General features: G+C 53.6%; 8 protein-coding genes. 2 read left to right on the forward strand and 6 right to left on the reverse strand.

The annotated features are described in order from the left end of the window. Position 1 precedes the first annotated feature (1 nt). Positions 2–2,416 (forward strand): chromosome partitioning protein ParA, encoded by a 2,415-nt coding sequence (locus BTM36_RS03790; protein WP_139347043.1) that lies wholly within the window; start codon positions 2–4, stop codon positions 2,414–2,416. Beyond that, positions 2,403–5,681 carry a hypothetical protein gene (locus BTM36_RS03795; protein WP_077235291.1) on the forward strand — a complete coding sequence of 1,093 codons (3,279 nt, stop codon included), beginning with the start codon at positions 2,403–2,405 and terminating at the stop codon, positions 5,679–5,681. Before BTM36_RS03790 ends, BTM36_RS03795 begins: the two co-directional genes overlap by 14 nt. Before the next feature lie 57 nt (positions 5,682–5,738). On the opposite strand, the gene BTM36_RS03800 is transcribed toward BTM36_RS03795, so the two are convergent. The 6 genes from BTM36_RS03800 to BTM36_RS03830 all read right to left on the reverse strand — a co-directional run bounded on the left by BTM36_RS03800 (position 5,739) and on the right by BTM36_RS03830 (position 14,604). Next, a complete protein-coding gene (locus BTM36_RS03800; RefSeq protein WP_077235292.1) occupies positions 5,739–6,644 on the reverse strand; it encodes a hypothetical protein in 906 nt (301 codons plus the stop codon). A gap of 238 nt (positions 6,645–6,882) precedes the next feature. Beyond that, positions 6,883–7,440: an inovirus Gp2 family protein gene (locus BTM36_RS03805; RefSeq protein WP_168189737.1), complete on the reverse strand. Its 558-nt coding sequence runs from the start codon at positions 7,438–7,440 to the stop codon at positions 6,883–6,885. A gap of 421 nt (positions 7,441–7,861) precedes the next feature. Further along, entirely contained in the window at positions 7,862–10,093 is a 2,232-nt protein-coding gene (locus BTM36_RS03810) for a DEAD/DEAH box helicase (RefSeq protein ID WP_077235294.1), read from the reverse strand. Between the two features lie 3 nt (positions 10,094–10,096). Beyond that, positions 10,097–11,395, reverse strand: coding sequence for an ATP-binding protein (locus BTM36_RS03815; RefSeq protein WP_077235295.1), 1,299 nt, complete (start codon positions 11,393–11,395; stop codon positions 10,097–10,099). After that, positions 11,392–13,725 carry a TerB N-terminal domain-containing protein gene (locus BTM36_RS03820; protein ID WP_254426908.1) on the reverse strand — a complete coding sequence of 778 codons (2,334 nt, stop codon included), beginning with the start codon at positions 13,723–13,725 and terminating at the stop codon, positions 11,392–11,394. Before BTM36_RS03820 ends, BTM36_RS03815 begins: the two co-directional genes overlap by 4 nt. A 675-nt stretch (positions 13,726–14,400) precedes the next feature. Then, positions 14,401–14,604, reverse strand: a complete 204-nt coding sequence (locus BTM36_RS03830; RefSeq protein WP_077235297.1) for an AlpA family transcriptional regulator — start codon at positions 14,602–14,604, stop codon at positions 14,401–14,403. Between the last annotated feature and the right edge of the window lie 194 nt (positions 14,605–14,798).

Consider the following 14,798-nt stretch of genomic DNA (forward strand, 5'->3'; position numbering starts at 1 on the left):
CATGGAAAATACTGCACGCCCCGACGACACTCACCTGCAAACCCTCGCAGACCTGGATCTGCGTGACAATCGATTAAACGAACGTCAGACCCAGCTGGATGTTCGTGAGCAGGCCATCGCCGAGCGTGAGCGACAGATCAACGCAGCAGAACAATCCTTAAAAGAGCGGATGGCTGCGACGCACGAGCGCGAGGACGCAGTTCGCGTCGCCGAGAAGATCCGCGACGCCGGCTACGCCGAGGAGCGCATGGCACTGAACCGCGAAATGGAAGAACGACGCTCCACGCTCGATACGGAGCTGCGCAACAAGCGCGACGATGGAGAAAAGGAACTGCGTCAGCAACGCGAGAAAAAAATCATCGCGTTGACCGAGGAAATCAGCCTGCTCACGGAAGAACGCCTGCGCTCGGTGACCGAGGCGGAGCAGCGCGAACGTGCACGCATCCAGGCCGACATCGTAGAGCAGATGGCGACGTGGAAGATGGAAGAAGGGGAGGAACGCAAACGACTGGCAGCAGACAAGGCGCTTTATCGCCAGCAGAACGGTGCGATGCTGGCCTTGCAGGGACAACTCGAAGAACGCCAACGCGAGCTGGAGCTGGCGCAGCAGATAGCCGACACATCCGAGCAACGCCAACTGGAGCGCTGGAATCGTCGAGAGGCCCAACTGGAGGATGTCGTCACCGAACGCGTCGAGGCTCAGCGTGTCTCGATGGAACAGGAAAAGGAATCGATGCAGGAGGAAATCATCCGCCTGCGCGACAGCCTGATGCACCAAAGCCGCCTGACCGGTGCCTTCACACAGTTGCAGAAGCAGCTCGGCGGTCAGGATCCGGCAGTTGTCATCCTCGAGCTGAACCGGATGACGGATGACATCACCCGCCTGCGCGAAGAGCTCGCTTCCAGGCCGAGTGATGAGATGCGTGTGCGCTTTCAGTCGCTGGAAAATGAGGTGCGAAATCACCAGGCCCGTGCCGAGCGACTTGCCCATCAGATTCAGCAGGACAGCGACGCCGTGAACGAAGTCGATGAGCTGCGCAGGAAAAATGCCGTACTCCAGGCCGACAATACGATGCACAGGCAACGCGCGGAGATCTTTGAAGGTATGGCCAATCAGGTGGAAGCCGAGCTCAGGCGCCTGCGGATTGCTTACGAACGGCCCGCAGATGAGGCCGGCCGCCACAAGGACATCGAGAAGGAACACGTCAAGGCAGACCAGATTGCGGACCTTCGCAACACAAAGCAGGACGAACTGGATTGGCTCAACGACATCGAGCGCGCATGCAGCGATTACGGGCTGCGCTTCAGCATGCGCATCCTGAAAGCGTTCCATACCTCATTGAAGACTGCGGAATGGTCTCCTATCACGATCTTGGCGGGCGTCTCCGGCACCGGTAAGTCGGAGTTGCCGCGCCTGTATGCGCACTTTGGCGGTATTTTCTTTGAGCCGATTTCGGTTCAACCCAACTGGGATTCCCAGGAGTCGATGCTGGGCTTCTTCAATTCCATCGATAACAAGTTTGATGCTCAGCCCATCTTGAGCTTCCTCGCCCAGAGCCAGAAACCGTGGTCAGAAGACTATGCCGGCCTCCATGATGCAGTCTGCCTGATCTTGCTCGATGAAATGAACCTGGCGCATCCTGAACTCTATTTCGCAGAATTCCTGAGCAAGCTGGAACTGCGACGCGGCAAGGGCCGCAATGATGTGCCGACACTCCCCGTGAAGATCGGGGCCGGACTTGATCCTTACCCGCTCGCACTCGGACGGAACGTATTGTGGACGGGTACAATGAATCAAGATGAGACCACCAAGTCCTTGTCGGACAAAGTCATTGATCGCTCTATCGTGATCAACTTCCCTCGCCCGACAGAGCTCAAGCGGCGCCCAAAACTGAAGCCGCTCAATGCCCGCAACCGGGGGGCAATCCTGCACCGGGACAACTGGGGCGATTGGGTGATGCTGGAAAGCCACTTCTCCGACGACGACATCAAGCCGTTTAAGCAATTCATCGAACAAATCAACGCCGCCCTGGCAGTGACCGGCCGTGCGCTTGGCCATCGTGTATGGCAATCCATCGAGTACTACATGGCGAACTATCCAGATGTGCGGGCCGCCAATCCAGCCAACAAGGAAAAATCCGAGACCGAACAGAAACAACTGAAAAGGGCCATGCATATTGCCTTCGAGGATCAACTTGTGCAGAAGGTGATGCCCAAACTGCGCGGCATCGATACCCGGGGCACAAGCAAGACCGACTGCCTGGATAAAATTTACAACCTCATCGTTACAGGCATCGATGGACGGCCATTCAACCTCACCGAAGATTTTGACCTGGCTTGCAAGCTCGGTTATGGCCAATTCATCTGGCAATCCGCCAACTACCTGAAGGACGACCCGAGCAATGAATCTGCTTGAGCTGTACCGGGCATTTGGCGCCGATAACGCTGCGGGCAAGCAAGCTCGCGACTTGCTGTCGCAGACGCACTGGCTGTCGGTCAATGTCGACTTCGATCCCAGGACGGGGAACGCCGTTGCGCAATCCCTGACGACTTTCTTCGAGCGGATCGCGCAGCAGTCGGCGACCGTCATCCATCGCGACCGCCTATGGCGCGTCACCGCTCATGCCCGCGATGCCGTCGAACGGCTTCTTCGCGGACTCAACGAGAGCCCGCAGCGGGAGCATGCCCTGCTGCCGGTACACGCCGTGCGTGAGCTGGATGCCAGTAGCTTCATCAAGCTGAGCAGCCGGCCGGGACGCAACATCCGGGAAAAGCTCGCCGGCAAGCCCTATCTTCATGCCGTACGCCGGATACAGTCGATCGACCTGACCGAGAATCGGCTGTTCAAGGCGTTCGTCATCCGTTTATCTGAATTGCTGGCGTTGCGGCGCGATTGTCTGGGCGAACCGGAAGATCCGTTGCTCACCCGAATCGAATCATGGCTGCGTTCCGATGAGGCGAACTCCATTCCGGCCTGGCACAACCTGCCACCGAACAACACCTTGTTGTCCCATCGCGATTACCGCCGCGTATGGGACGCCTGGCGCTGGCTGCAAACACTGGACGAAGACATCGCACGTGATTTCTCGCAACTAGCCAGGCGCAAGACGACGATGTCTCAATGGAAGCAATGTGCCAAGGAGTGGAGCGAGGGCGAAGTGCAATATGCGGACATGCCCGTCCTGTTCGACTTCGATGCCTTTACCATCCAGCCGTGGACCTCGCGCCTTGTATTTCAGAAGATCCAGAAGAGCCCGCAACACCAGCCGAACCAGAAAATCCGCCGGCCCGCTGCGCCACGGCCGGTCAATGCACCAGCCTGCGTGGACCTCGGTCTGGCGCAGACTCGATTTACTGTCTCCCGCGAAAGCGGGCATTCCTTACCTGAGCACCTGGTGTGGCAGCAATGGAAGAACGACAGTCACAGCGTCGACATCACGCTGTTTCGTGCCGATGCCGTTTGCCTGCATGAGGAGGCGACGACGATATCCGCTCCCGACCTGTTCTTTGCCGCTGACAATACCAGCACGGCCTTCGATTCCGCAGCACGCGCCTTTGCCTCACGATTGCGCACCACATTCAGACATGACACCCTCGTCTGGCTCGTCCCGGATGCAATCAACGACTTCGGATTGGACACTATCCGTCGCAATCTGAACGCGCACTTCCCTGATGCGCGTCCGCTGCCTCGCAGCGTCGCCGCTATCTTCGGGAGAATGGCGGATGTCGACGTCCGCGCGGGCCAGGCCGTTGTTGTACTGGATACCATCGGCGGAAAGTGCTGCGCGACCAAACTGGTTGGCCGCTTTGACCCGGCTCTGGCCAAACGTTTGCCGGAAAGCCGCGGCATGTGCTGGGAGCGACAACCACCGGTGGATATTGCCTTGCCCACGAAGCCTGGCAAGGCGTCGCAGGAGCATGGGATGATCGCGGTTGACGAGGGAAAGTGGCGATTCCCGTCGTCATTAACCACGTCGCATCCAGCAGTCACTCGCAACGCTCTGATCGCTGATCCCCGCATCGGGCAATTTTCAGAATTGATCGTCTTGTCGGCCAGTCCTGTCGACGGCGGTATCGTACTGCACGAGATGCAGCAGCGTGCCGGCGACATACCGCTCTGGCGCGACCAGATTCCCGAACTGTCTATCAAGGTGATGAAAGACGGTCGCTATCAACGGTTCGACCTGGTCACACATGGGACTACGGTGCGGCCCGTACGTGGCGCACCAGTGACGATTTCGGTGGAGGATACGTTCACCTTGCCGGCGGAAATACAAAGCTACCGATTCCCGTTATTCCAAGGCGAACGCGCCGATGCGCTCGGATTCTCGGCGCGCCTGTCGTCTCCCGAATTTCCCCTGAAGCAAGCGGCAATCTGCTCGCTGGCGCTCAGCTTTGAGTATGGCGCGGACGAACCGTACAAGCTGGTCTTCGAGCCGCTCGACAAGTCATTCTCGCCAGTACGTGCCAGCTGGCATCGCAATGAGACGGTCATCGTAGAGGATGCGCCAGCGCCGGATTATCCGTTGCCGACGGATTGGGAAAGTCTACGGCGTGTGCCAACGAAGGATGGCGCCGACGTCTCCAATTTGATGGACTGGATTCAAAAGTCAGCTCATTGGTTGCGCCTGGAAACGTTCAGAGTGACCGGTGAAATCACCAGAGACTGGAAGATCGACAAGAATGGTGTCCCGTACACTTTTGCACAATGCGATGCAGCGGGTGACGTGTTCTTGTCCGCCAAGAATCTAGCCAGTAATCTGGAACACTCTGATTTAGCGCGCGGCGACGAAATTTCTTTCAGACTGCTCAAAAGAGAAACGCGTTTCTCCGCTCTGGATGTCACCCGAATCGATGCACCGACATCGTTCAAGAACGTCGCAGAAAAGATCGTGAACCGATTCGGCTTTCCCGCTATTCAGATTTGGCGTGACGGGCGATCTCTCAACGATCTGGATTGTCCGGTTGAATTTTCAACGACGATGCGCGAGCACATCAGGTATCTCTTTGATCTATGGGATAGCCCCGGTGTACCGGCTGACGTACGGAATGATCTGAGTTATTTGCTGGCCTGCATGCATCAGGATGCGCCCCAAGAATTTGGGGAGTGGGTCGTCGCCCAATGCATTGATCAGCGACTCTCCAGACCTCGCATTGCCGGATTGTCGTTGGGAGACGTCTCGCTACCATGGCAACGCAAACTGCTTGCGACCCTTTTGGTGCAATCGCGAGAGATGGATTCCCTGCGAGCGCTATCTTGTGCAATCTGGAGAACGGAAGGCTTTGCCGACCTGCTTCCATTGGCCGAACTGAAGGAAATCGTTGAGAGCCTGAACCGCGCGCTGGGAGCCAAGTCACGACACCCGAAAATCCAGAGCGAATTACTGGAACTGCTGCTCGGCCTGCTGCGCACGCGGGCATCCTCGATACCGGAGGTGAAGATGATGCTCCAGCCACATCAAGAGATCACCAAACAACTGGCCCGACATCTCGAACGGATCACCGAAGATTTCCACAAGTCCGCCTCCGCGCCCTTCTCACGCCTGAAGATCAACCTGGAAAAACCAAAAGGAGACCGCACGCCCGACCTGCTGTATGCGCTGCGTCTGTATCTCACCGGTGACGATGGTGCCAATGCCATTCATGTCACTGGCATTGCCGACGCCGAGGACTCTGCCTAACGCGATCGCATCCGCAATAGTATCCGTCACCGCGGTCACCCTAGAAAGGGGATCTAGTCAGATAGTCTCCTGCTTGGATATCAGATTTTCCTTCGCATCCCTTGGCATCAAGCTATTGACTGCAACCATCAGGTCCTTCGCGACCTGATTTATGGAGAGGTAGAAAAGCAGCATTTCCACATCCACCAAGGAATATGGCTTTTCTCTGCTCAGCACCTCACGAGCACGCTCCATTGCCAAGAGGTAGTACGGATAGGCCTTGTCAGGCTCTACACAGCCGCTCCTCAGCCACTTCAGAAGAATCTTGTTGTCCGAAGCGTTATCGACCTGGGGCACGGGCTTACCATGACGATTCAGATAACGCATCGCGGCTAGCGACTGTGAATCAAGACTGCTGAGAAGGCTATTTCTGCCGACAGGAACAGGCACAGCGCGAGCATCGACTCCTTTGATAAAGTGGATTGCGTTCAGCCCAAACGCAATGCGTGCGTCATAGATCAATGCCCAGTCAGTCCAGATGAAATTCAGCCATTTTGACCAGCTGGCAATCCCTGCAAATGGAAAATCGCATCCTGTTTCTTCAACTAACTGAGCAAGAGACTTGATAGAAGAGATGTCTTTTATTCTTCTGTTAGTAAATGCTTTGACATAGCGCTCAATGGTCTCCGAACCGTTGGTACTTAATGCACCCCAGGCCTTGATGACGAATGCGCAGAGTGCGAGCAGCGCCTTATCCCGATCAACGTCGGATAATAAATGCGCAGCGCGAACACGTTCGGATATCTCTCTTCTCAACATATGGGTTGTTTGGGCATCGCCAGTACTCTCAAGCTGAATGCCCATTTCGGCCGCAAGCTCTACCGCCCTTTTGGTCATAGGCCACTCATAGCCCACCAGCTGGTTAACCCAAGGTGAAAGGTAACTTGCAATTGCATCGCCAAACCGATCTGCCTCTTCCCTCATACACTCCTCGTTTAAAGAACGCCGGAATCCGGCAGTGCTGCATCAATCAGACTATCGACATAGCCTCGTCCCCACTGAAATTATCAAGGCAAAACTTTCTTGGGGCTATCTTTGGCGCTTCCTGGACGTGCGTCTCCGCATCTCCAACCCACGCAACCCTGCTTAAAATGCTCTAGGGAAAAGCCTGCGTGAGCAGGCTTCTCCCTAAATTCAAGTCATAGGAATACAGGACCGATCTTCAGATCAACTCTGTCATTCCAAATGTGCGTCGATTTTTCGGCCGGCTTTCCATCTCCTGATCAGACTTTCCCATGTAACGGATGATTGAACGAATACCTTCCCGGCCCTCCTCATCTCGCCGATCAATCCGCCCAACCCCTAAGGCCCAGCCACGACGTTTATAGCGCACCTTGTCGGCGTTACTGTTCCAATACGCACCGATTCCACGAGTGGCATTGTTGGTCCAGTATTCGCCGATGCGGCGAGCAATCGAAATGTCTTCACGATGAGTACCAGAATAAAAGACCAGCAGATGGATGTGCAGGCCAGCTTCCTGCCCCTCTTCAAGCTTCCAAATATAGGCCTTGATACCACTCAATAAAGAATTGCACTCGATGTTTCGGATAAGTCGATCTCGATGCTTGCAGAGCTCATCAATCGTGACATCTTCACGATATTCGATCTTATAGTTCAAAGTGAGAAAGAGAATAAGATATCGAGATCGCTTCTCATACATTCCCTGCTCTAGCGCGATTCCTTGCACTGCCAAACGACTGGTTTCTTGCTTGCCTTTCATGTTGAATCTCCTTGGTTGGATGGGTTCAACTGATTGGCAATACCAGTAATAATTTACATTTCGTGCTACTACCAAGCAAGGGCTTGGTAGCTCCTTACACATCGAGTTCAATGGCTCGGCATAGAAGTACAAACGGCTACCTGCTCATCGCGATTGTTGATCGCTCTTTCCAAGCATTATTTCCTTCTTTTTGTCTACCTTATTTATTTCATAAAAAGCAATTTTTAAAAATCAAAATTTATAGCTAAATTATGAAGAGAATGCGTTCATAAATGCTGAAAAATAGCACTGATACATGCTCATAGCATGGGCACTTATTTCCAGGCTGCGAAAGTACGTACTAATCTTAGGCGCAAACAAAGTCAACACCGTCATAATGTGTATTTGTAGAGATTCGATTTATATCGCACCTTCACCCGCTCTAGTACCGGTGGCGATTCAATATTTTTTCTGCATGCCGTCGAATCCACGAGTAACCAGAATCAATGTCCAGCCTCAAACTGGCGAAGGATTTCTTCAATAAACTCTCAGGCAAAGCCCAATCCCATTTTTCCTGCGCCAAATTAAATGTGTGCGACAGAATCGATTCAACCGATGGACTTTCTTCACGAGCGAGCTCAATCAGATATCTTGGGAGGGCCTCAATGTTCTCAACGGTACCGTGCAATTCAACCGCAGGACCGCACGGCGCGGGTGTGAGTCCATAGCGACGTAACATCGCCCCAATTACTTCATTGGCGCCATCCCCCAGCCAAGTAAATAACAATACCGTCGAACCTCCAGAGCTAACGATCGTCCGTGAATGTAGATCAAGACGACAATATGTTTGCCTACCTTGATTCAATAGCGCACGTGCTGTCTCGTCCAGATAACCAACCGTTTCTTCGCTGGCATACAGCTTCTGCATCCGCTGTCTAACCTCATCATGAACTCGCCCACCAGGCGTATTAAATGAGGGCGCCATACCGGTGACATGGTGTACTACGTAAATCGTTTTGATATCTTCCTCGATCGCGTCAACTCGCCACGTCCGCGCAGCAAACAAGATAAAGTCACCAACGCTTAACGCCGTGGAAATAGGCACCGATCCTAACGTTTGGCTTCCAGAGATGACACGAAACTCTTCCTCGGTAGAAAACGCCGCATAGAAGGTGTAGTGATTGGCGAGTATCTCCCCTTTCTCTCCATGCAATAACACGCCGGAGCTATCTTGCTGGATCAGGTTCTGATCACCAAGATGTCGCAGCAACTCAATAAAGTCAGACTTGCTGACGTTATTGAATGGGCCATTACTGCATAGCTCCATGTAGGCGCGGCCAGCCGAGACCCCACCGTATTGAGAGATCAGGGACAGTATTTGTTGAACCAAGGTTGACAGGTGCATACCGTTGGTTCGAGGGGGCTCAAACCAATTTTCGAGCAACAAGCTGACCATTGCCGTCATCTCAAAGAGATTTTCACGCAACTGTGTCATGAGATGCGATCGGGCGTTGATCTCACTCTCGACTGCATACCCTCGTAATATCGCCGGCTCTCCCTTTCTACGCCCGGACCTCCCAAGCCGCTGCCTCAGGCTGGCCACCGAGGGAGGCGGCCCAATCTGAGCAATGCTCTTGACCGCACCAATATCAATACCCAACTCCAGGGTATTCGTGCAAATTGCAGTCGTCGAACGATCTCGGGCTTTCAACGCATTTTCTGTCTCTTCTCTTATTTCTCGGGAGAGACTGCCGTGATGGGGCCAAAATTCGTTCTGCACTTGCTCGCGCTCGCAAAGCTTTCTCAGCGCATAGGTGTAGCTTTCAACCTTCGCACGCGAATTGGGGAATACCAGATTGTTCGAGCCCCGCAACGTTTTGAAGAGTTGCTGCACGATGGAGGCTTCACTCGGGCTTGGTGGCGGTGCCTCGTCGCCTGCAGCGCCATTCAACGAACTCGGCTCAATATACCCTTTGATCAATAACCGCAGTTCCCCCCCCTCAGAGGCCGACTCAATAATCTCGACAGCCTCCCCGCCAGATGGCCTCAGGAAGTTTGCGGCCATCCGCATGTCCCCTAAGGTAGCGGACAGACCGATCCGCGGAACCTTACGCCCAACCGCAATATCGATACGCTGCAGCAGAGACTGCAGCTGCTTGCCACGCTCAGAACCGATAAATGCATGCAGTTCATCGACCACAAAATACCGCAACTTGGCGAATAACTGAGGTACCTTGGATCCCTTATTGCAAAGAATGGCTTCCAGCGACTCCGGTGTAATTAATAAAACACCCTCAGCGTTCTTCGAGAAACGGCTCTTCACCGAAGATGGCACATCCCCATGCCAGGGAACGACAGGAATCTCTAGCGTTTCGCACAGGCCGGTAAGCCTACCGAACTGATCATTAATGAGCGCCTTCAAGGGGCTGATATAGACAGTCAAACCGTGACCAGCCTCGCCCCGAAGCATCGTAGTGAGGATAGGAAAAAAAGCCGCCTCCGTCTTTCCTGCAGCCGTGGCAGCGGCAATGATGACATCCTGCTTTTCACTCAAAATAGCGGGAATAGCCCGTTCCTGAGCATCTCTGAGCTCAGTCCATCCCTCTCCCCAGATCCACCTCTGAATCTGTGCATCCAATAACTCAAAGGATGACGAAGGCTTCTCTTGCGTCATGGATTACAGCCGGAATGAAGCAAGTTCATCGTCAGATTCAATTTCCAGATCCATTCGCCCGCCTTGATCAGGAGCCACGTCCAAAACACCCAGCAGATCGCGCCAATCGGTACCAGGGTTTTGCTCTAACACGGCAAGCAGATTGATGAATGCAGTAATCGTCGTTCGCGGCGTGCGGAAGTACATGTCACCAATACGCTTGGCGCAATGCTCCATAAACGGGGCAATCGCCTCATCAGGCAAAAGAAACTTAGCAGGGTCCCCGAACGCGTAGACATCGCGTAACTTCAGCAACAAGACATAGAAATCCTCAGGAGTCAGGCTCGATAACCGAACGACAGGTCCGCTGTAGTCAACCAGTCCTGCTTTAGCGAAGGTGTTTTCGGCCAGCCGGCTTTGCAATGCCGGATAGCTATATAAGCCGCGGCGGGTATCCATAAGAAACTCTGGCGTGCCACCCAAAATGAATCCAAGACCGACAGCACTCCCCTGCAGCGAATCGTTCAGAATGCGCAGTATTTGCTCGTAGTTGGCATTTCTGGCTTGGGTATTGGCAAGCTTGTAGAGATTGACCAGTTCGTCCAGACATACCAGGAAGCCCGCGTAGCCCGCTAGTCGCACAAAGCGCGCAAACAGTTTCAATTGATCATAAAAAGAGGCGTCGTCGACGATCGTACGTACGCCCAGCGCCTGGCGTGCATCGGTCTTCGTCGTGAACTCACCTCTCAACCATTTGATGGCATCAGACTTCAAGGCTTCGTTACCTTCTTCGAATCCGCGGTAATACGCCGCAATGACATCGGCAAAATCGAAACCATTGACCATTTCGGTGAGCTGCTCGAGCTTTTCTCGAATCACCGCCTCCGTCGGCTTTCCAGCAGCGGTAGCCTCTGTCTTGGCCGTGGCAATGAATCGCTCAACAATGCCTGTCATGGCACCGCCCTCTGGCTTGGTGCGCGTCGAAATGTTGCGCATCAACTCGGCATACAGTGACCGTGCCTGGCCACCGGTGGCATGCAATCGACGGTCCGGGTTCAAGTCCGCATTGGCTGTGATGAGCTTCTTTTCCATTGCGACTGAACGAATTAGATTGAGAAAGAACGTCTTTCCTGCTCCGTATTCGCCAATGACGAAGCGAATTGACGACCCACCATCGGCCACGCGACTCATGTCATTGACTAGGGTTTCCAGCTCATTTTTACGTCCAACCTGAATGAGATGCTGTCCTGCTCGCGGCACTACACCAGCACGTAAAGACTGAATGATGGCGTCCCGGTCTTTGGGTCTGATGGTCGTAGTCATTGCGTTACCTTCTCATTTATTTCTAAATTGACTTCAATCGGGTCGTCGCCTTCGGCAAACGGGATATCAAAGGTATCTAACGAGGCTTCATTGACACGCTCTAACGCGCCGTCAAGCATCAAGTCCAGGTCCAGTGCGACGTTATTAAGCTCTTCCCGCCCCCACGTCGGACGTGACATCAACAACCTGGCAAAGGCTGAGTGTGGCTCATCTAGCCCCATGATCCGGGTATCAGCAGGCTCATGTTCGGCTTCGATCGAGACCGCTACAACTAGAGCAGCGGGGGTGATCGGCTCGTCTTCAACGAATATTCCTGATAAGAGCGCTGCCACTTTGGCAGAATCTTGCTGAAGCGCGGCAATCCGAGCAGAGTCGAGCTTAAATGCGCCTCCTCCTATTGCCACCGTTTTCTCTGACGTGCTCTCTGTTGTCACTGCTTGGTGAACATCACTGTAGACTTTCTTCGTATCAACACCCAGAAGCTTATAGACCTTCTCAAGAAACTTGATCTCGTCTGGAGATACAACGCCATCAGCCTGGACCAGAGTGGCGGTAAAAGATGCGATCGCCTCTTTGGTCGTGGAATCCAACGGCTCGACTTTCTTCTTGAGTGCGGCAAGCGACACGGGAGAGACCATCAACAAGCGTAATCTTGCTTTCAAGCGATTTTGACTTGACGGCGTCAAATGCTGCCATTTATCAATGCTGGCATTGATATGTTCCAGTTCAGCGGCTGAGAAATCACCATCTGCGGTGGCCACCCCGGCAGCGAGCTCGAGCGTCACCAATGCCGACTTGTATGCGGCGGTATTGCGCGACTCAATGGAAGTCGAGTCACCATGGAACAAGACCAGATTTTCCTCCGGTTTGGGAATTTTTGCGCCAGCGAGCACATCCGGCTCGATACAGATATGTTCTACCTCTAAGGCCTTCGCAAGGCCCAATAACCGCTCCCGATTGGGCGCCTCTGCACTGTTAAAAATCTGACTCAGCTCCGACAGGGTCATGGTCTGCACGTTCTCAACGACACGCGCTTTGAGCTTACCTAGTGTGGCGCGTGCGGAATCGGACCAGAGCGGCACTGGCAACAAAAGAATGGCTTCGAGCGAGTCCTTTTTTTCGGGGCTTCTGCCCAGGAAGCGGCTGTATCCATCCAGTTCAGCAGCACATTCCTCGACAATTGCCTGGATCTTCTTAGGAGGCCCCGTTAGGGCAGACACGTCTGGAATCTCACCAAAATGCAGATTGATGCCGCCACTAAAGCCGTGAAAGCCTGGAGAGGCTGGTGGATAGCTCAGCTTTAACTTTGTTCGGTTGACCGTCAGGCGCAGTCCCTCACCAAATTTCTGTTGATACTTCAGCGCAAACAGCTTCCTGAACTCCTCGGCGCACCGCGTAACAGGTGTTCGCTTCGAAATGGTTGGCTCATGCTCCGCCCAAGCAATGGCCAGATGCGCCGGCACAGCGACACCGTCGACGGCAGTTTGACCGAGTGCCAGACGTAAAAGATAAGGTAATTCATACGAATCCTCCAGCGCGGGCAAAGCTTGAGCATAGAGTTTTCCGGAAATTTCTGAAATCTCAAGAAATTGCAGGAGCCGATGTGCGTAGCTGCTAAAGGAGTTCGACTGGTTGCCATAGATACTGAGGAGGCGCCTTGTTTCGGCCACGATCACAGGCTTCTCTGCTTCTGCAACTGGGTCAGTTTGCGCATCGAATATGGCACGACGCTCCAAACCGTAAAAATAAAGAAAAACAAATCCGATATTGGCTTCCGGATGTTTTTTTCCATCGGCAAGCCACAGAAGATAGGCTCTACGCGCCTCGGGCGAAATCTCGCTGTAGCTGGCCCAGTAGTCAGTCAACCGCTCGGTGAAATCACCGCGGTTGCGAGAAACAGACTTAGACGGATCGATCAATGCCGGCTCAGTTCCACCGGAGGCTCCTCGCAAATTGGAGCCGACGTACACTAGACCGTTTGGAATTCTGATGCCGGCCACATCGATGGACTCATTTTCAGAGATCCACCTACTAGGCATATTGACGTTTTGGGGAGGAGGCGGAATAGGATAGGACTTTTGACTTGCTTTGGCAGCTTTGACGATAACTTCCGAGGATTGATTGTCGGGAGGCTGCCATTGCGTAGCCGTAGGCTTCGTTTGGCTAGGCGGCAGGCTCTTCTTCGCCTTGCTGCTATGAATGAACCAGTAGGCAAGCGCCAGAATGCCAATGAATATCCAGACACCAGTTGATGCGTCTCCGACCTTCGCAAAGACGGCCATTATTCCGAAAACCCAGACTGCCGCTGGAATTCTCCTCTGTTTCCCCATTGCACATTCCTTTTATTGTCATATTCCAGTCCCTCAAGAGGCATGTCTCTTTTGAGCGCTTGTTAAGTATTGTAGTTAAATTTTCAAGATTGGATGAGACGTTGATGCATCATCGCGGGATGAGATTCGTCACCATTCCGTATCCGGGGCTAATCAATCGCCAGACGAAGATCTCGGCGGTGGAATTTGAAATGAAATTGCAACTCACGCGAGGCGTAAACCACGGCCAGCAACCGGAAGGTATAGCCACTGCTCGGCGACCGATGCTCCCTTAGCAGCAACCAGGGCCTCCGCATACGCAGCAAGTTGCGGACCGTGCTCAAGGGCCAACTGCTCATTCCGGTCAGAGCCCCCTGGATTGGATTTGTGGTCGACGAGAATCCATCCTTTAGACGACTACACCAGTAGATCAATACTGCTCCTGACGCACGTTCCGTCAGGACGATTCGCCTCAATCGAGACCTCTGACAAAGGTCAGACACCCAGGCCGGCGCTCATTGCACCACACGCGAAAAGCGGTAAGCTGTGCGACCACCGCGGTGTTATCGGCGGTATCCGACAACGCTTTCCTAATCTCGCCCCTCCAGTTTCTATATCCGCCTCCCGTCAAATTGACGGACTTCATGGAGAAACAGCGCTTTATTGCATAAAGGAAAGGGGCAAAGCCCCTTTCCTTTATGCCGTCAATTTGATTTCCATGGAATCACGCGCCTTGACGCGCTCAGAGATCCAGTCCTGAATTTCTTGCTCCACCCATGCCACCCGGCAGCCACCCAATGCCACCGCTTTCGGGAAAGCGCCTTCAGCCATGTATTTATAGATAGTTGATCGACGCAGGCCAGTTGCCCGGCTAACGTCATTAAGTCGTATGAGGCGCATGATGTCGCTCCTGTCTGGTTAATCCAGAGCATCCGCATCGACAATATGAATTTATTTTAGAAACTCATCTGACGTTTAAAGAATTTATCTATCAAAAGATTCATACCTTGCTCGAACTGACCTGCTCCCCAATTTAGTACGAGAACGACTTGGAGTCTGCGGTTAAAAAAGTCTCTGCAAACTGTTGCGGCGCC

This window comes from Herbaspirillum sp. VT-16-41 (genome assembly GCF_001994935.1).
In the GTDB taxonomy this organism is placed as follows: domain Bacteria; phylum Pseudomonadota; class Gammaproteobacteria; order Burkholderiales; family Burkholderiaceae_D; genus Herbaspirillum; species Herbaspirillum frisingense.